21 protein-coding genes, 1 tRNA gene and 1 pseudogene are annotated in these 20,793 nt (G+C 72.7%); 8 read left to right on the top strand and 15 right to left on the bottom strand.

Annotated features, from left to right (window positions below):
• Nucleotides 1-45: 45 nt before the first annotated feature.
• Together HNQ01_RS15845 and hppD are read right to left on the bottom strand one after the other, a co-directional pair.
• On the bottom strand, nucleotides 46-1,035 hold the full coding sequence (locus HNQ01_RS15845) for a helix-turn-helix domain-containing protein (RefSeq protein WP_173806390.1): 990 nt from the start codon (nucleotides 1,033-1,035) through the stop codon (nucleotides 46-48).
• Nucleotides 1,036-1,126: 91 nt separating this feature from the next.
• Nucleotides 1,127-2,212 (bottom strand): annotated as a pseudogene (gene hppD, locus HNQ01_RS15840) (4-hydroxyphenylpyruvate dioxygenase).
• A gap of 181 nt (nucleotides 2,213-2,393) precedes the next feature.
• Here hppD and argB point away from each other — a divergent pair.
• Genes argB through HNQ01_RS15815 form a run of 5 tightly spaced genes read left to right on the top strand, consistent with a single transcriptional unit; the run spans nucleotide 2,394 to nucleotide 6,162 of the window.
• Nucleotides 2,394-3,296 carry an acetylglutamate kinase gene (argB, locus tag HNQ01_RS15835; RefSeq protein ID WP_173806389.1) on the top strand — a complete coding sequence of 301 codons (903 nt, stop codon included), beginning with the start codon at nucleotides 2,394-2,396 and terminating at the stop codon, nucleotides 3,294-3,296.
• Nucleotides 3,297-3,310: 14 nt separating this feature from the next.
• A complete protein-coding gene (locus tag HNQ01_RS15830; protein WP_173806388.1) occupies nucleotides 3,311-4,018 on the top strand; it encodes an HAD-IA family hydrolase in 708 nt (235 codons plus the stop codon).
• A gap of 60 nt (nucleotides 4,019-4,078) precedes the next feature.
• Entirely contained in the window at nucleotides 4,079-4,741 is a 663-nt protein-coding gene (gene slmA, locus HNQ01_RS15825) for a nucleoid occlusion factor SlmA (RefSeq protein ID WP_173806387.1), read from the top strand.
• Between the two features lie 13 nt (nucleotides 4,742-4,754).
• Nucleotides 4,755-5,681 carry an ATP-binding protein gene (locus HNQ01_RS15820; protein ID WP_173806386.1) on the top strand — a complete coding sequence of 309 codons (927 nt, stop codon included), beginning with the start codon at nucleotides 4,755-4,757 and terminating at the stop codon, nucleotides 5,679-5,681.
• Nucleotides 5,674-6,162: an NUDIX domain-containing protein gene (locus HNQ01_RS15815; protein ID WP_173806385.1), complete on the top strand. Its 489-nt coding sequence runs from the start codon at nucleotides 5,674-5,676 to the stop codon at nucleotides 6,160-6,162. The genes HNQ01_RS15820 and HNQ01_RS15815 overlap by 8 nt, the downstream gene beginning before the upstream one ends.
• 27 nt (nucleotides 6,163-6,189) lie before the next feature.
• On the opposite strand, the gene HNQ01_RS15810 is transcribed toward HNQ01_RS15815, so the two are convergent.
• The 8 genes from HNQ01_RS15810 to HNQ01_RS15775 all read right to left on the bottom strand — a co-directional run bounded on the left by HNQ01_RS15810 (nucleotide 6,190) and on the right by HNQ01_RS15775 (nucleotide 14,490).
• Nucleotides 6,190-6,408 (bottom strand): DNA gyrase inhibitor YacG, encoded by a 219-nt coding sequence (locus tag HNQ01_RS15810; protein ID WP_173806384.1) that lies wholly within the window; start codon nucleotides 6,406-6,408, stop codon nucleotides 6,190-6,192.
• Nucleotides 6,409-6,563: 155 nt separating this feature from the next.
• The gene (zapD, locus tag HNQ01_RS15805; RefSeq protein ID WP_173806383.1) at nucleotides 6,564-7,319 is read right to left on the bottom strand and encodes a cell division protein ZapD; all 756 of its coding nucleotides are present in this window, start codon (nucleotides 7,317-7,319) and stop codon (nucleotides 6,564-6,566) included.
• Between the two features lie 49 nt (nucleotides 7,320-7,368).
• Nucleotides 7,369-7,974, bottom strand: a complete 606-nt coding sequence (coaE, locus tag HNQ01_RS15800; RefSeq protein WP_286180879.1) for a dephospho-CoA kinase — start codon at nucleotides 7,972-7,974, stop codon at nucleotides 7,369-7,371.
• Nucleotides 7,971-8,840: a prepilin peptidase gene (locus tag HNQ01_RS15795; RefSeq protein WP_173806382.1), complete on the bottom strand. Its 870-nt coding sequence runs from the start codon at nucleotides 8,838-8,840 to the stop codon at nucleotides 7,971-7,973. Before HNQ01_RS15795 ends, coaE begins: the two co-directional genes overlap by 4 nt.
• A gap of 106 nt (nucleotides 8,841-8,946) precedes the next feature.
• A complete protein-coding gene (locus HNQ01_RS15790) occupies nucleotides 8,947-10,458 on the bottom strand; it encodes a hypothetical protein (RefSeq protein ID WP_173806381.1) in 1,512 nt (503 codons plus the stop codon).
• A gap of 101 nt (nucleotides 10,459-10,559) precedes the next feature.
• Nucleotides 10,560-11,636: a glycosyltransferase family 2 protein gene (locus HNQ01_RS15785; protein WP_173806380.1), complete on the bottom strand. Its 1,077-nt coding sequence runs from the start codon at nucleotides 11,634-11,636 to the stop codon at nucleotides 10,560-10,562.
• 16 nt (nucleotides 11,637-11,652) lie between these two features.
• Nucleotides 11,653-13,986, bottom strand: a complete 2,334-nt coding sequence (locus tag HNQ01_RS15780) for an O-linked N-acetylglucosamine transferase family protein (protein WP_173806379.1) — start codon at nucleotides 13,984-13,986, stop codon at nucleotides 11,653-11,655.
• Nucleotides 13,987-14,124: 138 nt separating this feature from the next.
• Nucleotides 14,125-14,490: a DUF2917 domain-containing protein gene (locus HNQ01_RS15775; RefSeq protein ID WP_173806378.1), complete on the bottom strand. Its 366-nt coding sequence runs from the start codon at nucleotides 14,488-14,490 to the stop codon at nucleotides 14,125-14,127.
• Nucleotides 14,491-14,611: 121 nt separating this feature from the next.
• Between HNQ01_RS15775 and HNQ01_RS15770 the strand changes: the two genes are divergently transcribed.
• Together HNQ01_RS15770 and HNQ01_RS15765 are read left to right on the top strand one after the other, a co-directional pair.
• A complete protein-coding gene (locus HNQ01_RS15770; protein WP_173806377.1) occupies nucleotides 14,612-15,604 on the top strand; it encodes a LysR family transcriptional regulator in 993 nt (330 codons plus the stop codon).
• A 141-nt stretch (nucleotides 15,605-15,745) separates the two neighbouring features.
• The gene (locus HNQ01_RS15765) at nucleotides 15,746-16,432 is read left to right on the top strand and encodes a glutathione S-transferase family protein (protein ID WP_173806376.1); all 687 of its coding nucleotides are present in this window, start codon (nucleotides 15,746-15,748) and stop codon (nucleotides 16,430-16,432) included.
• Between the two features lie 17 nt (nucleotides 16,433-16,449).
• Here the strand turns inward: HNQ01_RS15765 and HNQ01_RS15760 are convergent, their stop codons facing one another.
• Both HNQ01_RS15760 and HNQ01_RS15755 read right to left on the bottom strand, forming a co-directional pair.
• Nucleotides 16,450-17,847 (bottom strand): methyl-accepting chemotaxis protein, encoded by a 1,398-nt coding sequence (locus HNQ01_RS15760; RefSeq protein WP_286180876.1) that lies wholly within the window; start codon nucleotides 17,845-17,847, stop codon nucleotides 16,450-16,452.
• A gap of 181 nt (nucleotides 17,848-18,028) precedes the next feature.
• A tRNA-Met gene (locus HNQ01_RS15755) sits at nucleotides 18,029-18,105 on the bottom strand.
• Nucleotides 18,106-18,281: 176 nt separating this feature from the next.
• Here HNQ01_RS15755 and ureG point away from each other — a divergent pair.
• Nucleotides 18,282-18,929, top strand: a complete 648-nt coding sequence (gene ureG, locus HNQ01_RS15750; RefSeq protein WP_173806374.1) for an urease accessory protein UreG — start codon at nucleotides 18,282-18,284, stop codon at nucleotides 18,927-18,929.
• On the opposite strand, the gene HNQ01_RS15745 is transcribed toward ureG, so the two are convergent.
• The 3 genes from HNQ01_RS15745 to HNQ01_RS15735 form a co-directional block, all read right to left on the bottom strand.
• Entirely contained in the window at nucleotides 18,898-19,131 is a 234-nt protein-coding gene (locus HNQ01_RS15745; protein ID WP_173806373.1) for a (2Fe-2S)-binding protein, read from the bottom strand. The genes ureG and HNQ01_RS15745 overlap by 32 nt on opposite strands.
• Before the next feature lie 83 nt (nucleotides 19,132-19,214).
• Nucleotides 19,215-19,691: a bacterioferritin gene (gene bfr, locus HNQ01_RS15740; RefSeq protein ID WP_173806372.1), complete on the bottom strand. Its 477-nt coding sequence runs from the start codon at nucleotides 19,689-19,691 to the stop codon at nucleotides 19,215-19,217.
• 33 nt (nucleotides 19,692-19,724) lie between these two features.
• Nucleotides 19,725-20,702, bottom strand: a complete 978-nt coding sequence (locus HNQ01_RS15735; protein WP_173806371.1) for a LysR family transcriptional regulator — start codon at nucleotides 20,700-20,702, stop codon at nucleotides 19,725-19,727.
• Nucleotides 20,703-20,793 lie beyond the last annotated feature (91 nt).

Genomic DNA, 20,793 nt, shown 5'->3' with positions numbered 1-20,793 from the left:
AAAGTCCCCAAAAATGGGAGGCGCTGGCGCCCGCCGCCGCTGGCGTCAGCGCCGCCGCCGGGGCGGCGCGTCGGCCGGCGTCCAGGGGCGCAGCTCCTCCATGTGCTGGCGCAGGTACTCGACGACGGTGCGCCGGTGCTCGGCGCCGCGCACCGGGGGGGCGTCGGGCGCGGTGGCGCCGCTGGTGTCGGTGCACAGCTCGGGCATGTGGGCTGACACGGTGCGCAGGATGGCGCGCCAGGCCTGCTTGACCGCGTCGGCCGAGATGCCCAGCCGTGCGGCGATGGCGCGGTCGGTGTCGCCCTGCAGCGCGTAGGTTGCCACCGTCTGCAGCGACGGCGACAGACCGAGCGCCGGCGGCTGCGGGTGCATGACCCACAGCGACATGGCGTTGATCGCGCCCGGCGGCAGGTCGCCGCGGTCGATGACGTGCTGGTGCGGCTCGCTGTCGGACGGGGTGCCGGCCGGCGCGGCGAAGGCCTGCACGGTGCGGAACCCCCCGGCGGCCATGTAGTCGGCGGCCGGGCGGCCGTACACCTCGCCGTGGATGCGCCGCACGTTGTAGCCGGCGTGGCAGAAGTACCACGCCGCCGGCCCGATGGGGCGCAGCCGCAGGCTGTCCGGGTGGCCCAGGTCGTGCTCGCGCTGCAGGTACAGCGGCATCACCAGGCTCAGGCCGGCGCCGGCGTTGGCGCGCGCGACCTCGCGCTGGTCGAGGAAGGGCCGGTGGCCGTCGAGCGCCAGGCGGCAGAGCCGGTCGAGCAGGTAGGGTTGCGGCTCGCGCAGCAGCAGGTCGTGCACCTCGTCGTGCACGAAGCGGCTCAGGCCGATGGCCTCCAGGCGCGGCCCGTGCGGCCCGCGCAGGTCTTCCCAGAGCGCGAACGGCTTCGGGAAGCGCTGGTCCTGCGCCAGCCAGTCGGCCCACAGCCGCGGCAGGTGCTCGCGCACCGGCGCCGAGACGAGGCAGCGGCCGTTGCGATCGAACAGGTCAAGGCAGCGGGGCAGGTCGGCGTCGTCGACGAGGCGGTAGCGCATGAGTCCTCCCGGGAACAGACTTGTCCGGCATCAATTCCGGTGGCTGTTTGGGTGGACTTTTTCACGAACGAGCGGCACGAACAAGAGGGATTCACCGCCCGGGCGCACCACCGACGGCGCCGCGCCGCACCTGATCGCGCTTCATCGACTCGAACAGCGCCTTGAAGTTGCCCTCGCCGAAGCCCTCGTCGCGCTTGCGCTGGATGAACTCGAAGAAGACCGGGCCGAGCAGCGGCTGGCTGAAGATCTGCAGCAGCAGGCGCGGCTCGCCGCCGGCGGTCGAGCCGTCGAGCAGGATGCCGCGCGTGCGCAGCGCCTCGACCGGCTCGCCGTGGCCGGGCAGGCGCTCGTCGAGCATCGCGTAGTAGATGTCGTTGGGCGCCGTCAGCAGCGGCACGCCGGCGAGCTGCAGCGCATCGACCGCCGCGATCAGGTCGTCTCAGCGCAGCGCGACGTGCTGGATGCCCTCGCCGTTGAACTGCATCAGGAACTCCTCGATCTGGCCGCCGCCCTGGCGCGCCTCCTCGTTGAGCGGGATGCGGATCAGGCCGTCGGGCGCGGTCATCGCCTTCGAGGCCAGGCCGGTGTACTCGCCCTGGATGTCGAAGTAGCGGATCTCGCGGAAGCCGAACAGCCGCTCGTAGAAGCCGGCCCAGTAGGCCATGCGGCCGCGGTAGACGTTGTGCGTCAGGTGGTCGATGGTGTGCAGGCCGTGGCCCGGCGGGCGGCGCTCGACGCCGTCGAGGAACTCGAAGTCGATGTCGTAGATCGAGCGGCCGTCCTCGAAGCGGTCGATCAGGTACAGCGGCGCGCCGCCGATGCCCTTGATCGCCGGCAGGCGCAGCTCCATCGGGCCGGTCGGGATGTCGAGCGGCTGCGCGCCGAGTTCCAGCGCGCGGGCGTAGGCGCGGTGCGAGTCCCGGACGCGGAAGGCCAGCCCGCAGGCGCTCGGGCCGTGCTCGGCGGCGAAGTAGGCGGCCAGGCTCTTGGGCTCGCGGTTGACGATGAAGTTGATGCCGCCCTGGCGGTACAGGACGACGTCCTTCGAGCGGTGGCGGGCCACGAGCGTGAAGCCGAGGCGCTCGAACAGCGGCTCCAGCACGCCGGCGACCGGCGCGGCGAACTCGACGAACTCGAAGCCCATCAGGCTCATGAGGTTGTCGGACGGGTCGGACATGGCGGTGTGAGGCGTGCGGCGTGATCGTGAAAAGTCCGTGCCGGGGCGGGCACGGTCCTGAAGCCCGAGTGTGCGCGCGACAGGCGGGTTGCGGCAGCGGGATACCGCGCACTGGGGCGGGCTCCTAGAATCGGCGGCTGCCCGTTGTCCTGATCCCTTATCCCTGATCTCCGGAGACCCCATGAGCCACACGCCCGTCGACCTGTCGCACATCGCTGCCCGCGACAAGGCCGAGATCCTCGCCCAGGCGCTGCCCTACATCCGCAAGTTCCATGGCAAGACCATGGTCATCAAGTACGGCGGCAACGCGATGACCGACCCGGCGCTGCAGCAGGCCTTCGCCGAGGACGTGGTGCTGCTCAAGCTCGTGGGCATCAACCCGATCGTCGTGCACGGCGGCGGCCCGCAGATCGACGCGGCGCTGACCAAGATCGGCAAGAAGGGCCAGTTCATCCAGGGCATGCGCGTGACCGATGCCGAGACGATGGACGTCGTCGAATGGGTGCTGGCCGGCGAGGTGCAGCAGGACATCGTCGGCCTGATCAACGCCGCCGGCGGCAAGGCGGTGGGCCTGACCGGCCGCGACGGCGCGATGATCCGCGCCCGCAAGCTCAAGCTGCTCGACCTGAACGACCCCAGCATCGAGCACGACGTCGGCCAGGTCGGCGAGATCGAGTCGATCGACCCCAGCATCGTCAAGGCGCTGCAGGACGACCAGTTCATTCCGGTGGTCAGTCCGATCGGATTCGGCAAGGACAACGAGAGCTACAACATCAACGCCGACCTGGTGGCGTCCAAGCTGGCCGAGATCCTCAAGGCCGAGAAGCTGATGATGCTGACCAACATCAAGGGCGTGCTCGACAAGCAGGGCGAGCTGCTGACCGAGCTGACCTCGCGCCGCATCGACGAGCTGGTCGAGGACGGCACGATCTCGGGCGGCATGCTGCCCAAGATCGCTGGCGCGATCGACGCGGCCAAGTGCGGCGTCAACGCGGTGCACATCATCGACGGCCGCGTGCCGCACGTGCTGCTGCTGGAGATCCTGACCGATCAGGCCTTCGGCACGATGATCCGCTCGCACTGAGCGGGACGGCTGCGATGAAGCGCGCGCCGGTCTGGCTCTTCGACCTCGACGACACGCTGCATGACGCCAGCGGCGCGGCCTTCGGGCCGATCGCCGAGGCGATGACCGTCTACATCGAGCGCGAGCTGGCGCTGGCCCGCCCCGAGGCCGAGGCGCTGCGCCGCCACTACTGGGACCGCTACGGCGCGACGCTGCTGGGGCTGATGCGCCACCACGGCGTGCGCGCCGCGCATTTCCTGCACGACACGCACCGGCTGCCCGGCCTGGAGCACCGGCTGCGCGCCAGCGCGCACGACCTGGCGGCGCTCGAGCGCCTGCCGGGCCGGCGCTTCATCCTGACCAACGCGCCGCGCGCCTACGCCGAGCGGGTGCTGGCGGCGCTCGGCATGACGCGGCTCTTCCACGGCGTGATCCCGATCGAGCGCATGACGATGTTCGGCGACCTGCGGCCCAAGCCCGACGCGCGCATGCTGCGCCGCATCGCGGTGACGCTGAAGGTGCCGCCCTCGCGCTGCATCCTGGTCGAGGACACGCTGGCGCACCAGAAGTCGGCGTGCCGGGTGGGCATGAAGACGGTGTGGATGCAGCGCTGGATGCGCGCCGCCGCCCCGTCCGCACCGGTGTCGGCCGGGCTGCCGGCGCGTCCGCGCCGCTGCCGGCGGCCGGCCTACGTGTGTGCCAGAATCCGCAGCCTTCAGGCGCTGGCCCGCTCCGCATGGTGAAGAGGGCCGGGAACCGGCGCCCTGTCGCCCTGTTTCAGCGAGCCTGCTGCCCCGTTCCCGATGCCCGATACCTCCGACGCCCCGGCCGCCTGCGCGCCTGACCCCGAGACCGCCGTCGCTGCGGTCGCCGAGCCGGCGCCCCGCCGCCGGCCCAAGCCAGGCGAGCGCCGCCTGCAGATCCTGCGCACGCTGGCGCAGATGCTCGAGCGCCCGGGCGCCGAGCGCATCACCACCGCCGCGCTGGCCGCGCGGCTCGAGGTCAGCGAGGCCGCGCTCTACCGCCACTTCGCCAGCAAGGCGCAGATGTTCGAGGGCCTGATCGAGTTCGTCGAGAGCAGCATCTTCGGACTGGTCAACCAGATCTGCGAGCGCGAGGACGATCCCCGCGTGCAGGCCGCGCGCAGCGTGGTCGTGCTGCTGCAGTTCGCCGAGCGCAATCCCGGCATGACCCGGGTGATGGTGGGCGACGCGCTGGTGCTCGAGGACCCGCGGCTGACGCAGCGCATGAACCAGTTCTTCGACCGCATCGAGTCGCAGCTGCGCCAGCTGATGCGCCGTGCGGCCGACGCGCGCGGCTCGGTCGAGCCGACCGTCGAGGCGGCCGCGCAGGCCTCGGCGCTGACCAGCTTCTGCATCGGGCGGCTGCAGCGCTTCGCCCGCACCGATTTCCGCCGCAGCCCGGTCGAGCAGATCGATCTGGCGCTGCAGATGATGATCCACTGAGCCCTGCCGAACGATGAGCGACTTCTCCACCCTGATCGCCCGCGCCGAGGCGCTGCTGGCCCGGCTCGAGGCGGTGCTGCCGCAGCCGCCGGCCGCGCCCGACTGGTCGGCCTCGATCGCCTTCCGCTACCGTCGACGCGGCACGGGCGGCGGCGTGCTCGAGCCGGTGCGCCATGTCGCGCCGCTGCGTCTGGCCGACCTGAAGGAGGTCGACGGCCAGAAGGAGCGCCTGGTGCGCAACACCGCGCAGTTCGTCGCCGGCCGCCCGGCCAACAATGTGCTGCTGACCGGCGCGCGCGGCACGGGCAAGAGCTCGCTGATCAAGGCCTGCCTGAACGAGTTCGCCGACCGCGGCCTGCGCCTGATCGAGGTCGACAAGGACGACCTGACCGATCTGCCCGACCTGGTGGCCCTGGTGGGCGAGCGGCCCGAGCGCTTCATCATCTACTGCGACGACCTCAGCTTCGACGAGGGCGAGTCGGGCTACAAGGCGCTGAAGTCCATCCTGGACGGCACCATCGCGCAGGCCTCCGACAATGTGCTGATCTGCGCCACCAGCAACCGCCGCCACCTGCTGCCCGAGCAGATGAAGGACAACCTGGGCGCGCGCCACGACGACAACGGCGAGCTGCATCCCGGCGAGGCGATCGAGGAGAAGATCTCGCTGTCCGAGCGCTTCGGGCTGTGGATCAGCTTCTATCCGTTCAGCCAGCGCGAGTACCTGGCCATCGTCGGCCAGTGGCTGCGCCATTTCGGCATCGACGAGGCCACGATCGAGGCGGCGCGCCAGCCCGCGCTGGTCTGGGCGCTGGAGCGCGGCTCGCGCTCGGGCCGGGTGGCCTGGCAGTTCGCCCGCGACTTTGCCGGCCGGGCCGAGGCGCCGGCCGCCGCGCCCGCGCCGATCCAGGGCGACGGCCCGCAGGGGCTGGACCATGTCTGAGCCGATCGTCGTCGCCGGTGCGGAGAACCTGCCCGAGCGGGTGCCGGTCGAGGTCGCGGTGGGCGTGCTGGTCGAGCGCGACGCCGACGGCCGCGAGGGCCGTTTCCTGCTGACCTCGCGCCCGGCGGGCAAGGTCTACGCCGGCTTCTGGGAGTTCCCCGGCGGCAAGCTCGAGCCCGGCGAGACGGTCGAGCAGGCGCTGCGCCGCGAGCTGATCGAGGAGATCGGCATCACCATCGGCGCGGTCCACCCGTGGCGCGAGCTGGTGATGGACTATCCGCACGCGCGGGTGCGGCTGAACTTCTGCAAGGTCTTCGACTGGACGGGCGAGTTCGAGATGCGCGAGGCGCAGGCCATGGCCTGGCAGACGCTGCCGGTCGAGGTGGAGCCGGTGCTGCCGGGCACGATCCCGGTGCTGCGCTGGTTCGCCGAGGAGCGCGGCCACGCCGGGCCGACGCACCGCGAGACGCCGGCGGGCTGAACCGCCCGGCCGCGCCCGGCGCCGTCGTCAGACGCCGGCGTCGAAGTCGTCGGGCGGCTCGACCGCGCCGACGCGGTAGTCGCCGCTGGCCCAGGCGCCCAGGTCATGTTCGCGGCAGCGCAGGCTGCAGAAGGGCCGGTACGGGTTCAGGTCCTTCGCGAAGGGCGCGGGCGTGCCGCAGGCCGGGCAGGGCACCTGGCGCGGCGAGGCCGGCGCGGCGGGGGCGGAGGAAGAAGTCGTCGTCATCGCCCGCGAGTCTAGTCTCCCACCGTCGTCATCCTCGCGAAGGCGAGGACCCACGCCGGCCACAGAATCGACCTGCTCCTGCGTGGGTGCCCGCCTTCGCGGGCATGACGGGAGGGTGGGCTTGTCTCAGGATTCAGGTGCAGCTCAGGCGGACCTCAGGCGCACAGCGTCAGCGGCAGCTGCAGGCTGTCGTTCATCGCCCGCAGCCGGCCCTCGGCGTCGGCGCGGGTCAGCCGGATCGCCAGCAGCACCCGGTTGCCGCTGATCTCGGGCACCAGCTGCGAGCCCGGGTCGATCTCCAGGCGCGCGAGCTGCAGCGGCCGGCTGCCGCCGAGGTTGAGCTGGAACAGGCCGTTGCGGAAGGGCGCCATCTGCTTGATGCCGGACTCGCGCAGCAGGCCGAGGTTGACCTCGAGCGCCTCGGCGAGCGGGTCGAGCACGCCGACCCAGCGCAGCAGATCGCCGCGGCGCTTCTGCGTCGGCTCCTGCTGCCAGGCGAAGTAGCCGGGCAGATCGAACTCGCAGGTGCCGCCGGGAATGTGGATGCGGCTGCGCACCGCCATCAGCCACTCGTTGCCGGCCAGCGCCTGCTCCGGGCGGCCGGCGGTCGCGGCCAGCCGGTCGTGCGAGCCGACGATGCGGTCGACCGCCAGGTTCAGCGCCGCCTCCGAGATCGACGGATTGCCGCGGTAGCCCTCGAAGATCTGGCGCTGGCGGGCGAGCTCCTGCAGCAGCTCGGCCTTGAAGTCGGTGCGCGAGGTCACGTCCATGATCTCGAACAGCGTCGCCAGCGCGTAGTGGTGGTCGGTCGCGGTCTCGCGCGGCACCAGCAGGGCCAGGCGGGTGAAGAGGCGCTCGAGCCGCAGCATCGTGCGCACGCTCTCGTTGAAGGGATATTCGTAGTAGATCAAGGCCCAGTTCTCCCCGATCCGGTCGGCCGGACGAATGGTTTCGATTGTTTCACAGCCAGCTTTTCCAGACATGTTCGACCGCGCGGGCGAGCTGGTCGCGGTCGAGTCCGTCGTTGAGGATCACCGCATCGGCGACCGCACGGCGCTGCTCGCGCGTGGCCTGCTGCGCGATGACGCGCTCGACCGCCTCGGGCGTCCAGCCGCTGCGGGCGACCACCCGCGCGATCTGCGTGGCGGGCGTGCAGTCGACGACCAGGATGCGGTCGACCCGCTCGCGCCAGCGCCGGCCCGACTCGACCAGCAGCGGCACGTCGAAGACCACCGGCGCGCCGGGCGGCGCGGCGGCGGCCTCGGCCTCGGTGTCCTCGGCGATCAGCGGGTGCAGGATGGCCTCGAGCCGCTGGCGCTCGGCCGGGTCGGCGAAGACGCGCTCGCGCATGCGGGCACGGTCCATCGCGCCCCGGGCATCGATGAACTCCGGCCCGAAGGCGGCGGCGATGGCCGCGATCGCCCGGCCGCCCGGCGCGGTCAGCCGGTGCGCGATCGCGTCGGTGTCGACGATGTGCGCGCCCAGCGCGCGCAGCAGGGCGGCGACGGTGCTCTTGCCGCTGCCGATGCCGCCGGTCAGGCCGATGCGCCGCGTGTCCATGCTCATGCCCAGCCCATCCAGCGCAGCACCCGCTCGCTGCCGGCGAGCATGACCGCCAGGCCGCCGCCGGCCAGGAAGGGGCCGAAGGGCACGTAGCGGCCCTCGCGCAGCGTCGCGGCCATCTTCATGGCGATGCCGACGATCGCGCCGATCACCGAGGCGCCCAGCACGATCGGCAGCAGCATCGCCGGCCCCAGCCAGGCGCCCAGCGCCGCCAGCAGCTTGAAGTCGCCCGCGCCCATGCCTTCCTTGCCGGTCACCAGCCGGAACAGCTGCGAGATGCTCCACAGGCTCATGTAGCCGCCGATGGCGCCCCACAGTGCCTGCCCGGGCGACAGCGGCAGCCAGCCCAGCAGCGCGCCGAGCAGGCCGGCCCAGGCCAGCGGCTGCGTCATGCTGTCGGGCAGCAGCGTGGTGTCCCAGTCGATCAGCGAGGCCGCCAGCAGCGTCGCGGCGAAGCCGCACCACAGCACGGTCTGCGGCTCGGCGCCGAAGCGCAGGCCGATGGCGGCGAACAGCAGCGCGCAGCCCAGCTCGACCAGCGGATAGCGCGGCGAGATCGGCGCGCGGCAGGCCGAGCAGCGCCCGCCCAGGCGCAGCCAGCCCAGCAGCGGAAGGTTCTCGTGCCAGCGCAGCACATGGCCGCAGGCCGGACAGCGCGAGCGCGGGCGCGCCAGGCCGAGCGGGCGGCCGTCGTCGCCGGGCGCCGGCACCGCATCGACGCCGAGGATCTCGGCGCTCTCGCGGCGCCACTGGCGCTCCATCATGATCGGCAGCCGGTGCGCCACCACGTTCAGGAAGCTGCCGATGCACAGGCCGAACAGCGCAAGCGCGCCCGGCGACAGCAGCCATTCCAGGGTCACAGGATTCATCGGGAAACAGGAGCGCCCCGGCGGCGGGCCGGGGCGACGGATCAGCCTCAGGGATGCCCATTCTGCGACATCCGTGTGGCGTGGCGGGCGGGTTCGCGCGGCCGGTTCAGGCCGCGTCGAGCACCTCGGCGAGCTCGCGGTCGATGCCGGGGCCGGCGGCTGCGCCGACCAGCGCCTGCAGCGGCACCGAGGTGCCGGCCGGCAGCAGCTGCTCCTGCGGCGGCACCGCGTCCTCGGGCAGGTGGCAGTCGCTGGTCATGCGCCGGGCCAGCGTGCGCTCGCGCGGCGTGGTGGCGACCTTGCGCAGGCGCAGCAGGCCCGGCGGCGCCTCGTCCGCGTCGGACAGGATCTCCAGACGGTGCTCGAACCAGCCGAGCTGCCAGAAGCGGTCGGCGCAGGCGCTCCAGATGTCGGCGCGGGCGCCGGCGTCATGCTCGATCAGCAGCACGCCGTCCTCGCGCAGCAGCGCCAGGCAGTTGGTCAGCAGCGTGGGCAGGTCGGCGCCGCGGGCCAGCGCCGCCGGCAGCAGGATCTCGTCGCACTGGCCGGCCTCCAGGCGCAGCGGGCCGCACAGCGTCGAGACGGTCGACAGCGGCAGCGTCAGCGGCTGCGCCGGATCGAGCACCAGATCGGGCTCGCTGCGCGCGCAGGCATCGATGTTGAGCCAGCCGCTGCGGTAGCCGGTGCCGGCGCCCAGGTGCAGCCGGCTCGGCCGCCACGGCCGCGGGTCGCGCCGGTGCAGATGCGCCAGGCCGACGCCGCAGGCGTGCACCAGGATGTCGGCCATCGCCTGCGCCGGGTCGAGCTGCTCGAAGTGCGCATGCTGCTGGCGGGTGCGCTCGATCCAGCCGGGGGTGCCGAACTCGCGCGAGAAGAACTCGCCCAGCGTGGTCTCGTCGACCCAGCTGACGGCCTGCTCGATGTAGCCGGGAACGCGCGTCGCGTCGGTGCGCTGCAGCACGACCGGCGTGCCCAGGCTCAGGCAGTGCGCCAGCAGCACCGGATCGACATGGCCGCTGCCGTGTGCGTCGCACAGCAGCACCGCGCGCGCCTGGCGGATGAAGGCGTCGCGTTCGACGCCGTACAGCGGCTGGTCGAGCAGGCTGACCGGCACGCCGCAGTCCTCGATGCGGGCGACGAAGGCCTGCGCGGCGGCGCTGAACTCGCCCAGGTGCAGCAGCTCGATCGGCCGGCCGTCGATCGGCATCGGCATCTCGCCGAACTCGTCGGCCAGGTAGGGCGCGTGCACGAAGGGCACCAGCGGCACCCGGTCGGGCTGCGCGGCATAGGCCGGCAGGCTGGTCGGGTCGCCGTCGACCACCGCCGCGCGCTCCAGCAGCGCCAGATAGTCCGGCGAGGGCGCCTGGCCGTCGGCGCCGAACTGCACCAGGTTCACCAGCACGCAGGGATGGCGCTCGCACTGCGCCGCGTCGAAGCCCAGGTGCGCGCCGAAGACGAAGTTGACCGCGTCATGGCGCAGCCGGTTCTTCGACAGGCTGACCCGTGCGCCCAGGCGCCGGAAGTGGTAGCGGAAGTAGCGTGCCGGGTCGAGCAGGCCGAGCGCCTGCTCGTGGCCGGCGGGCTGGACGATGCAGAGGTGGATGTCCGGCAGGGTCATGGTCGGAGGGCGGGGCTGGCGGCGCGGCCGGGGGGCGCAGCGCCGGGAAAGTTTCATTTCCCGGCCAGTCTAGGCAGCCCGGGCCCGCGCCATCCGCCCGATCAGCCCGGACAAGACGGGGCTAATTCCTCGGGGCGCGAGAGCTCGACGCGCAGCGAGTGCAGCAGCTCCAGGTTGTGCCGGGCCAGCTCGCCGCCGCGGCCGTGCACCGCGCCGTCGAGCTCCGGGCGCTCGCCGATCTCCAGGCAGCGCGTCCAGGCGCCCTCGATCATCGGCAGCAGCTCGCCGGCGCGGCGCGGCTCGCGTGCGGCCCAGTCGAGCATCAGGTCGCCGAGCGCGAAGAAGAAGTCGGGCGAGTCGGCCCACAGCGCCATCTGCGCCGAGGCCTGCTCGATGCCCTCGGCATGGCGGCCGGCGCATTTCAGCGCGTGCAGCCGGCGCACGCTGAGGTCGTGGGTCCAGCCCGGCGCCTCCGGGCCGCAGGGCTGCAGCGCCTCGGCGCGCGCGAAGCAGTCGAGCGCGGCGGCCGCACGGCCGTGCACGTCATGGTCCTTGCCGAGCTGGTACCAGAGGTAGGCGTCGTCGGGCCGGTCGGCGATCTCGCGCTGCAGCAGCCGCGCGTTGCGGTCGGCCTTGCGCGCCAGCGCCTCGGGCAGGTAGCCGCTGTGGCCGATCGTCACCGGCAGCCGGCGCACCGGCAGGGCGTGCTGCGGCTGCTCGTGGACCCGGCCGCGGTAGCGCACCGTGCCGGGCAGCAGCCGGCTGATCCAGCTCGAGGCGAGAGCCTCGCCGCCGGGCTCGCCGCCCTCGAGCGCATGGCGGCTGTCGATGCGCAGCGCGCCGACGAAGTCGGGCTTGCAGGTGCGCAGCGCCGCCAGCACCGGCGCGCCGTCGTCGAGCCACTCGTCGCCGTCGAGCACCAGATGCCAGTCGGCGCCGGCCAGGTCGAGCGCGGCGTTGCGCGCCGCGGCGAAGTCGTCGCACCAGGCGAAGTCGGCGACCCGGGCGCCGGCGGCGCGGGCGATCTCGCGGGTGCGGTCGCTCGAGCCGGTGTCGAGCACGACCATCCGGTCGACGTGGCGGCGCACGCTGTCGAGCGTGCGCTTCAGGCCGGCGGCCTCGTCGCGGACGATCATCACCAGGGCGATGCGGTAGAGGCGGGCGGGTTTCGGTCGCATGGCGGGTCCGGTCGGTTCAGGGGGCTGGCAGCGCGGCCAGCGGCATCGGGGGCAGACCGGCGTCGAGCCGGTCGATCATCCGGCGCACCAGCGCGGCGAAGTCGCGCGCCAGGCCGGCGGGGTCGTGCAGCGGATCGGCCTGCAGGCGCTGGTGCAGCTGCTCGCGCAGCGCCGCACGCCGGGCGGCATCGCGGCCGAGCCGCACCGCCTCGATGTGCAGCCGCTCCGGCCCGTCGCAGACCAGCTCGGGCAGGCCGACGGCCTGCAGCAGCGCGGCCGCCCGGCGCGAGCCGGTGCTGCGCCCGCGCCGGGTCAGCACCGGCACGCCGCGCTGCAGCGCCTCGAGGCAGCGGCGCTCGCCGCTGTCGGGAAAGGTGTCGAGCACCAGATCGGCCAGCGGCAGCCGCGCGGCATGGCGCGCGGCGTCGAGCTCGGGCGCGAAGACCAGGCGGCGCGGGTCGATGCCGCGCGAGGCGGCCGCGTCCTGCAGCCGCCGGCGCACCGCCGGGGCGGCGCCGCGCAGCCACAGCACCGCGCCGTCGGTGTCGGCCAGGATGCGGCACCAGGCGGCGAACTGCTCGGGCAGGATCGCGCCAGGCCGCGCGAAGCAGGCATAGACCATCGCCCGCTCGGGCAGGCCGCAGTCGGCACGGCCCGGCGGCACGATCGGCTCGTCGGGCGGGACCGGGGGCGGCGAGGGCGGGGCCGACGGGCGATGGCGCCGCGGCATCTGCGCGATCGCCTCGACATGGTCGGCCGCGCGGTCCAGCGGCGTGCGCTCCGGATCGCCGACGAGGTAGTCGATGAAGGCGGCGCCGGTGCTGCCGGCGCCGTCGGCCCAGGCGATCTGCAGCGGCGCGGGATGGCGGGCCAGCGTCGGCAGCCGGCGGGCGTCGGCTCGGGCGTCGAGCACCGCCAGCAGGTCGAGCGCGTCGGCGCCGATCGTCAGCGCCAGCTCCTGCTCGTCCTGCTCGAGACAGTCGTGCCAGCGCCCGGCGCGCTCGCGCAGGCGCTGCAGCGGGGCCTCGCCGGTGTCGGGGCGGTCGACATAGGCAAAGAGCTCGAAGCGGGCCGGATCGAGCGCGAGCAGCATCTCGACGATCGGCCAGGGCGGCGCCTCGCGTTCCGGCGGGGTGCCGATCAGCACGCCCAGGCGCAGCCGTGCTCCGGCCGGCCGGGCGGCGCGTCGACGCGCGCGCGCCCGTTCGACGTGCTGGCCGAGCCGGGCGCGCACCGCCTGCTCGGCGGCCTGGCGCAGCCGGGCCGGGTCGTCGGTGAAGGCCGCCAGCAGCGCCGGATCGGGCAGCGTGCGCAGGTCCGGCTGCAGCGGCAGCGGCTGGGCCAGCGCCTGCTCCAGCCGCGCCTGGTCCTGGGCCAGCGCCGGCCAGTCGGCCTCTGCGGCGGCCGAGGCGGCCGCGGCCAGCGCGGCCCCGGCGTCGCGCGGGTTCTCGTCGCGTCGCGTGCGGTGGCACCAGGCTGCCTCGAGGTGCTCGCCCTGGCGGGCCAGGGCCTGGCCGAGCTGGTGCAGCGCCTCGTGGCGGGACGACGGGTCGGCGCCGGCCAGCGCCAGCGCGGCCGAGGCCTCGCGAGCGGCTTCCTGCGGCCGCTGCAGGCGCTGCCAGGCGGCGGCCCGGGCCAGGTGCCAGCGTGGCGCCCGGGGCGCGGGTGACGGATCCGTCGCGTCGAGCAGGGCGAGCGCCTCGCCCGGATGGCCGGCCTCGGTCAGCCAGCCGGCCAGCTCGACCGCCGCCTCGCGGTGCTGCGGATCGCGGACGAGTGCCTGCCGGGCCTGCTGCAGCGCGGCATGGGCATGGCCGAACGCATGTTCCAGGCGGGCGAGCATGCGGCCGAGCCCGGCCGGCAGCGGCAGCGCGGCCGCTGCCGGCGCGTGCGGGATCGGGGGCGGGGTGTCCGGCGGTGCCGGCTCGGGGCGCCGTGGCAGGCGGGCGGGCGCGTCCTGCACGATCAGCCGTGCCAGCCGGTCGGCCAGCAGGGCCTGCGGGGCGGGGCGGAGCGTCGGTTCGCCCGGATCGCTCCAGGGCATCGGGGCCGAAGGCGGCGCCTCGCCGGGTGCAGGGTCGTCCGGGCGCGGGCCGGAGCCGGTGCCTGAACGGGGTTCGGGCGGCGCGCCCGGCGCACGCGCGCCCGGCCGCTGAGGCCGGCCGTAGGTCGGCAGCGCCGGATCCGGGCGGGACTGCAGCAGCACGGCGGCCGGCACCGGCAGTGCGTCGACCGGTCGGGCGGGCGCGGCCGAAGGGCCGGGCGCACGGCCGGGCGGCGTGTCGCGGGCGTCCAGCGCGTCGAGCAGCGCCTGCTGCGGCAGATGGCGCCGGACGGGGGGCTCAGGCATCGAGCCGGGAGGGTGGCGTTCGTCGGGCGAAGCGTCCGACGACGGCGTGCGGCGGACGGGCAGCAGCGCGGGCAGGGGACCGAGAGCATCCATGGGCCGGGCCGCGCGGGCGGCGCGGGGTGGAGGGTGCGCCCGAGTCTAGGGAGCCCGTCCGTGACGCATCACCGGATAAGGCCGGACCCGGTCGGCCATCTTGCGTGCCGCGCGGGCGGCCTGCTCGAGGCCGGCGGCCAGCAGCTCGGCCAGCACCGCCAGCGCCTGCAGCGGGTCGAGCGGGGCCTCGGCGCGGCTGCTGACGAAGGTCAGCCGGGCGGCCCGGTCGGCCTGCCACGGCTCGATGACCAGCCGGTCGCCCTCGTGCAGCGGCAGCAGGTCGCCGGGCTGCAGCACATGGTCGTGCGGATCGCCATCGCGGGTGATCCACACCGGGGCGTCGGCCACGGCCAGCCAGCCGTCGCGGCTGACGCGGGCCCGGCAGGCGGCGGCGACATGCTCGATTTCCATCTCGTTCTCCCAGGCGGCCGGTCCCGCATCGGGACCTTCTCGGGTTGACAGTGGCGACAGTGTCCGGTCTCGAGGCGGGTCGCGGGATGAAATCGAAGGCATCGATTGATAACATGGCGTCATGAATCGACTGCCCCGCCGCCCGCTGCCGCTCGACTGCCTGCGCACCTTCGAGGCGGTGGCGCGCCTGCTGAGCTTCAGCGCCGCGGCCGAGGAGCTGAACCTGACGCAGCCGGCGATCAGCCGCCAGATCAAGGGCCTGGAGGAGGAGCTGGGCGCGCCGCTGTTCCTGCGCGCGACCCGCCGCGTCGAGCTGACCGGCGCGGGCCAGACGCTGCTGCGCGCGGTCGAGCCGGCGCTGGCGCGCATCGATGCCAGCGTGCGCCAGATCCGCCTGAGCCGCAGCCGCGCGATGGTCAGCGTCACCACCTTCCCGTCCTTCGCCTCGCTGTGGCTGATGCCGCGCCTGCCCGACTTCGAGCGCGATCACCCGCTGGCCGACATCCGCATCGCCGCGACCGACCGGATGATCGAGACCGATGATGCCGAGCTCGATGTCGCGCTGCGCCACTGCGATGCCAGCAAGGCGCCCGACGGCGCGGTCCGGCTGTTCGGCGAGCTGCTGACGCCGGTGATCGGCGCGCGCCTGGCCGACGCGATCGAACGCGGCAGCGCGCCGCCGCTGCGCCGGCCCGCCGACCTGACCGACCACACGCTGCTGGAGATGGACGACGGCCTGCCGGGCTCGCTGGCGACCTGCTGGCCGGTGTGGCTGGCCGCGCAGGGCCTGGGGCAGCTCGCGCCGCGGCGCTGGATCAGCGTCAACTACACGCACCAGCAGGTGCAGGCGGCGCTGGCGGGCCAGGGCGTGGCGCTGGCGCGGCTGGCGATGGTCCACGATGTCGTCGAGCGCGGCGATCTGGTCGAGCCCTTCGGCGTGCAGGGGCGACTGTGGGCCTCGCCGTGCTACTGGCTGGTGCCGCTGGGAGGCGCGCGAGCCGTGCGCCGGCCGGAGGTCCAGGCCTTCTGCGACTGGGTGCTGGCGCAGGCGGCGCTGACGCGCCGCGCCGTCGGCGACATCGCCGATCCCGAGGCCGAGGTGCTGCCCGACTGACCGGCCGCGCGGCCTGCCCGGAGGTGGCGGCACGGATGTCCGGCATGCATCGCGACGATGCGGCTTCCTCATGCATGCCGCCGGCGCTCCCGACTAGGATGCAGGCACGCGTCCTTCCCGGACGCCCCGGACCTGGAGGTGATGATGAAGCTCTACATCGGCAACAAGAACTATTCGTCCTGGTCGATGCGCCCGTGGGTGCTGATGAGGCAGTGCGGCATCGACTTCGAGGAGGTGATGGTGCGCTTCGACAGCTTCGACGCCGGCTCGGCCTTCAAGACGGCGCTGCAGGGCGTCTCGCCCACCGGCAAGGTGCCGGTGCTGGTCGATGACGACGGCCTGGCGGTCTGGGACACGCTGGCGATCGCCGAATTCCTGGCCGAGCGCCACCCGGAGAAGGCGCTGTGGCCGCACGATGCCCGCCGACGGGCGCTGGCGCGCGCGATGTGTGCGGAGATGCACTCGGGCTTCGGCGCGCTGCGTTCGCACTGCCCGCAGAGCCTCGAGGCTCGTCTGCCGGAGGTCGGCGCGCGGCTGATGGCCGAGCGGGCGGATGTGCGCGCCGACCTGGCCCGGCTGATCGCGCTGTGGGAACAGGCGCTGGCGCTGAGCGGCGGTCCCTTCCTGTTCGGCGCCTTCTCGATTCCCGACGCCTATTTCGCGCCGGTGGCCGGACGCATCCTCACCTACGGTCTGCCGGTCAGCGCGCCGGTGGCGGCCTGGATCGAGCGGCTGTGGGCGGCGCCCGGCGTGGCGGCCTGGGTGGCCGACGCGCTGGCCGAGCAGGACTTCCTCGACTTCGAGGAGCCCTACCGCAGCGGGCGCTGACGGCAGCGGCGGGCCGCTCAGGCCGGCATCAGCCGGCTTGAGCGCGCCTCGTCGGCCAGGCGGAAGACCTCGACCGCGTCGAGCAGCTGGCGTGCCTCCTGGCTCAGGCTGGTGGCGGCCGCCGCGCTTTCCTCGACCAGCGCGGCGTTCTGCTGCGTCATGCCGTCGAGCTCGTGCACCGCGCCGTGCATCATGCCGATGCCGCTGCTCTGCTCGTCGGCGGCGGCGCTGATCTGCTCGATCATCTGGCTGACGCGCTGCACGCTGGCGACGATCTCGTCCATCGTGCGGCCGGCCTGGCTGACCAGCCGGGTGCCGTCGCCGACCTTGTCGACGCTGCTGCCGATGAGCTGGCGGATCTCGGTGGCGGCGGTGGCGCTGCGCTGCGCCAGGCTGCGCACCTCGCCGGCGACCACCGCGAAGCCGCGGCCCTGCTCGCCGGCGCGCGCGGCCTCGACCGCCGCATTCAGCGCCAGGATGTTGGTCTGGAAGGCGATGCCGTTGATGACGCCGATGATGTCGGCGATCTTGCGCGAGCTGGCCTCGATCTCCTGCATCGTGGAGACGACCTCGGTGACCACCTGACCGCCGCGCGAGGCGACCTCGGCGGCGGAGCGCGCCAGCGTGCTGGCCTCGCGCGCGGCGGTCGCGGTGTGCTGCACCGTGCCGGTGAGCTGTTCCATGGAGCTGGCGGTGTTCTGCAGGTGGCTGGCGGTCTTCTCGGTGCGCACCGACAGGTCGGTGTTGCCGCTGGCGATCTCGCGCGAGGCCGAGTCGACCTGGACCGCGCTGCTGCGCACCTGGCGGATCGACTGCTCGATGCGCTGCAGGGCCTCGATCAGCCGGGCGGTCGTGGGGTCGCCGGCCGGGGCCCGGTGCGCCACCGCCAGATCGATGTGGCCGCTCTGGTCGAGCAGCATCTCGGTGATCTCGACCAGGCGCTCGGCGGTGCGGAAGTCGGCACGCGCGCGCTGCGCCAGCAGGATCAGGATGCCCGCCTCGGCCACGACGAACAGCGCATGCTCGATCACGATGCCCAGGCCGGGCGCGGTGAAGCACACCGGCCCCCAGCCCCACTCCTGCATGTAGTTGAAGCTCAGGTGATGCACCGCGATGGCAGCGGCGCCGACCACGATCGGCAGCCAGTGCCGATAGACCATCGTGACGGCCAGGAAGGCGAAGACGGCGAAGTGCGCCTCGGTCTGGCCGCGGGCCGCATGGATCAGCAGCGCGACCATCGCCATGCCCAGCGCCGGCAGCGCCGTGCGGCTGCCCAGCCGGCCCTGCGAAGCCAGCGCCGCGCCGACGGCCAGCGCCATCAGCACGCCGCCGATGCCCAGCACCAGCGGCAGCGAGTCATGGATCGTGGCGTAGATCAGGGCTCCGGCCATCACGACGGCGGTCGCGATCAGCATCGGGCGGTCATTCGGGTGCAGCGTGGGCATGGACGGACAGGGCTGTCGGAAGAACACGCCTGACTCTAGTCAGGCAGGGCGCCTGACGATCCCGACAACAGAGATACCCGGTACGGCTTTTTGTTCGGCAGAGTGTGAAAATGAAAAGCCCCTGATGCTTTCGCATCAGGGGCTTCTTGTTTGGTGGCGCTTCACGGACTCGAACCGCGGACCTGTGGATTATGATTCCATCGCTCTAACCGACTGAGCTAAAGCGCCGACAGACTTGAATTATGACGAGGACTTGAACGTCGCGCAAGTGTTTCGGGAGAATTTTTTTCATGAGGCCGGTCGGGCTGGCGGACAGGGCCCATGTCTTGCATGAGGCTGCCGGTCCGGCGGCCGCCGGATCGACCTGATTCCGGACTTTCCAAGATCTTCATCGCCTCCCCACCATGAGCAGCTCCCTCCATTCCATTCCCGGTCGCACCAAGAAGCTCCCGCCGCTGCGGGTCGGCGTCGGCGGGCCGGTCGGCTCCGGCAAGACCACGCTGGTCGAGATGCTGTGCAAGACGATGCGCGAGCGCTGGGACCTCGTCGTCGTCACCAACGACATCTACACGAAGGAAGACCAGCGCCTGCTGACGGTGGCCGGCGCGCTGGATCCGGAGCGCATCATGGGCGTCGAGACGGGCGGCTGCCCGCACACCGCGATCCGCGAGGACGCCTCGATCAACCTCGAGGCGGTCGATCGGATGCTGGAGAAGTTTCCCGACGCCGACATCGTGTTCATCGAGTCGGGCGGCGACAACCTGGCCGCGACCTTCAGTCCGGAACTCTCGGACCTGACGATCTACGTGATCGACGTGGCCGCGGGCGAGAAGATCCCGCGCAAGGGCGGCCCGGGCATCACGAAGAGCGACCTGTTCGTGATCAACAAGACCGACCTGGCGCCCCATGTCGGTGCTGACCTGGACATCATGCGCTCCGACACGGTGCGCATGCGGCCGACCAGGCCCTTCGTGATGACCAACCTCAAGACCCGCGAGGGCCTGTCGGAGGTCATCGACTTCATCGAGCGCCGAGGGCTGCTGGTGAGTTGATCGCTGCGTGCACCGTTGAGGTGCATCTGGCGCCCTGTTCGGTCAGGGCGCCGTCGAAGATCTGGCGCGCACAGTCCCGGCAGCGACCGCAGCGGGTCGACACGCCGGTCTCGTCCTGCAGCAGGTCGAAGCTCAGGGTTCCGGACTGGACCGCGGCGCGGATGTCGCGGTCGGAGACGCGTTGGCACAGGCAGATGATCATGCCTGCATGCTACTGCCAATGAGAACGTTTCTCAATCAATGCGTGCCATCCCCCACGGAGTCCGGGGGGATGGCCGGGCCCGCTCAGCTGGCGCCGCCGGCCTGGGTCTGCAGCCAGTTCTGCAGGCCCATCTGCTGGATCAGGCCCAGCTCGGTCTCGATGTGGTCGATGTGCTCCTCGGTGTCGTCGAGAATCCCGAGCAGCACGTCGCGCGAGACATAGTCGCGCACGCTCTCGCAGTGGGCGATGGCCTCCTTGAGCAGCGGGTGCGAGCCCGTCTCGATCTTCAGGTCGCACTCGAGCACCTCGGCGGCGTTCTCGCCGATGTAGAGCTTGCCCAGATCCTGCAGGTTCGGCAGGCCCTCGAGCATCAGGATGCGCTCGATCAGCTTGTCGGCGTGCTTCATCTCCTCGATCGACTCTTCATACTCATGCTTGGCCATCCTGGCCAGGCCCCAGTTCTTCAGCATGCGGGCATGCAGGAAGTACTGGTTGATCGCGGTCAGCTCGTTGCGCAGCTGGGCGTTGAGGTATTCGATGACCTTGGCGTCGCCTTTCATGGGGTCTCCTGCAGGGGTCGAAGGGAAGGGGGCTCATTCTGCGGCGCGGTGCGCCGCCTGTCCCGGCGATTTGCGCGGGTGTTCCTCCAGTGCGTGCAGCGCTGCCAGCCGTTCGAGCTGCTCCGCACAGGCCTGCTGCAGCGCTTCGCGGCAGGCGTCCAGCAGCGGATGCGCGCTGCGCAGCGCCGGTCGCACCAGGCCGACCTGGAAGGGAATGGACAGCGTCAGCGGCCGCAGGTGCAGGTCGGGGCCGGCGCGGTCGAGCGCGCTCAAGGGGTTGACGATCGCCACGCCCAGCCCCTGGCGCACCAGCGCGCAGACCGCCGCGGCGCTGCCGGTGTCGAGCGCGAGGCGGCGCGGCACGCCCTGGGCGGCGAACATCGCGTCGACCTGCTGCCGGTAGGGGTCGGTCGGCGCGAAGCTGATGAAGGTCTCGCCGGCCAGGTCGGCGGGCGCGAGGCGCCGGTGCGCCAGCAGGCGGTGGCCGGCCGGCAGCACGACGACCTCGTCGACGCTCAGCAGCGGCTCCACGGTGGTCTGCGCCGGCGCGTCGCGGCGCTCGACCAGGCCGAGGTCATGGCGCTGGTCGGACAGCGCCTGCTCCAGCCAGGGCGACTCCAGCGGCGTCACCGACAGGCCGGCCTGCGGCTGCCGCGCCAGGAAGTGCCGCGTCGCCGCCGGCAGCAGCGCCTCGGCCAGCGCCGGCAGGCAGGCCAGCTCCAGCCGGCCTTCCGCGAAGTCGCGCAGCGACAGCGCGCTGGCCTCGATGCGCTCCAGGCCGATGAAGGAGCGCGCCACCTCCTGGTGCAGCGCCAGCGCGCGTGCGGTCGGTCGCAGCCGCCCGCGCACCCGCTCGAACAGCTCCATGCCCAGCACCTGCTCCAGCCGCGCGATGTCGCGGCTGACGGTGGGCTGGGAGGTGTGCAGGCGCTCGGCCGCGCGCGTCAGGTGGCCGGTGCGCATCACTGCGTCGAAGACCTCGATCAGGCGGTGGCTGAGCTGTGCGGGCATATGCCATCCAGCATAGCGCCGTGGCCGGCTCATATCCGAAATGAATGGCTGACTGACAAGAAAGCACTGGATTGAATCGGTCGGCCGCCTC

The sequence above is a fragment of the Sphaerotilus uruguayifluvii genome, assembly GCF_013294065.1.
GTDB classification, from domain to species: Bacteria; Pseudomonadota; Gammaproteobacteria; order Burkholderiales; family Burkholderiaceae_C; genus Sphaerotilus; species Sphaerotilus uruguayifluvii.
This window is presented reverse-complemented; position numbering and strand designations above follow the sequence as displayed.

Excerpts from the sequence above, each read along its gene's own strand:
- HNQ01_RS15845 (WP_173806390.1), bottom strand. The coding sequence starts at position 1,035 with ATGCGCTACCGCCTCGTCGACGACGCCGACCTGCCCCGCTGCCTTGAC.
- argB (WP_173806389.1), top strand. The coding sequence starts at position 2,394 with ATGAGCCACACGCCCGTCGACCTGTCGCACATCGCTGCCCGCGACAAG.
- HNQ01_RS15830 (WP_173806388.1), top strand. The coding sequence starts at position 3,311 with ATGAAGCGCGCGCCGGTCTGGCTCTTCGACCTCGACGACACGCTGCAT.
- slmA (WP_173806387.1), top strand. The coding sequence starts at position 4,079 with ATGCCCGATACCTCCGACGCCCCGGCCGCCTGCGCGCCTGACCCCGAG.
- HNQ01_RS15820 (WP_173806386.1), top strand. The coding sequence starts at position 4,755 with ATGAGCGACTTCTCCACCCTGATCGCCCGCGCCGAGGCGCTGCTGGCC.
- HNQ01_RS15815 (WP_173806385.1), top strand. The coding sequence starts at position 5,674 with ATGTCTGAGCCGATCGTCGTCGCCGGTGCGGAGAACCTGCCCGAGCGG.
- HNQ01_RS15810 (WP_173806384.1), bottom strand. The coding sequence starts at position 6,408 with ATGACGACGACTTCTTCCTCCGCCCCCGCCGCGCCGGCCTCGCCGCGC.
- coaE (WP_286180879.1), bottom strand. The coding sequence starts at position 7,974 with ATGAGCATGGACACGCGGCGCATCGGCCTGACCGGCGGCATCGGCAGC.
- HNQ01_RS15795 (WP_173806382.1), bottom strand. The coding sequence starts at position 8,840 with ATGAATCCTGTGACCCTGGAATGGCTGCTGTCGCCGGGCGCGCTTGCG.
- HNQ01_RS15790 (WP_173806381.1), bottom strand. The coding sequence starts at position 10,458 with ATGACCCTGCCGGACATCCACCTCTGCATCGTCCAGCCCGCCGGCCAC.
- HNQ01_RS15785 (WP_173806380.1), bottom strand. The coding sequence starts at position 11,636 with ATGCGACCGAAACCCGCCCGCCTCTACCGCATCGCCCTGGTGATGATC.
- HNQ01_RS15780 (WP_173806379.1), bottom strand. The coding sequence starts at position 13,986 with ATGCCTGAGCCCCCCGTCCGGCGCCATCTGCCGCAGCAGGCGCTGCTC.
- HNQ01_RS15775 (WP_173806378.1), bottom strand. The coding sequence starts at position 14,490 with ATGGAAATCGAGCATGTCGCCGCCGCCTGCCGGGCCCGCGTCAGCCGC.
- HNQ01_RS15770 (WP_173806377.1), top strand. The coding sequence starts at position 14,612 with ATGAATCGACTGCCCCGCCGCCCGCTGCCGCTCGACTGCCTGCGCACC.
- HNQ01_RS15765 (WP_173806376.1), top strand. The coding sequence starts at position 15,746 with ATGATGAAGCTCTACATCGGCAACAAGAACTATTCGTCCTGGTCGATG.
- HNQ01_RS15760 (WP_286180876.1), bottom strand. The coding sequence starts at position 17,847 with ATGCTGATCGCGACCGCCGTCGTGATGGCCGGAGCCCTGATCTACGCC.
- ureG (WP_173806374.1), top strand. The coding sequence starts at position 18,282 with ATGAGCAGCTCCCTCCATTCCATTCCCGGTCGCACCAAGAAGCTCCCG.
- HNQ01_RS15745 (WP_173806373.1), bottom strand. The coding sequence starts at position 19,131 with ATGATCATCTGCCTGTGCCAACGCGTCTCCGACCGCGACATCCGCGCC.
- bfr (WP_173806372.1), bottom strand. The coding sequence starts at position 19,691 with ATGAAAGGCGACGCCAAGGTCATCGAATACCTCAACGCCCAGCTGCGC.
- HNQ01_RS15735 (WP_173806371.1), bottom strand. The coding sequence starts at position 20,702 with ATGCCCGCACAGCTCAGCCACCGCCTGATCGAGGTCTTCGACGCAGTG.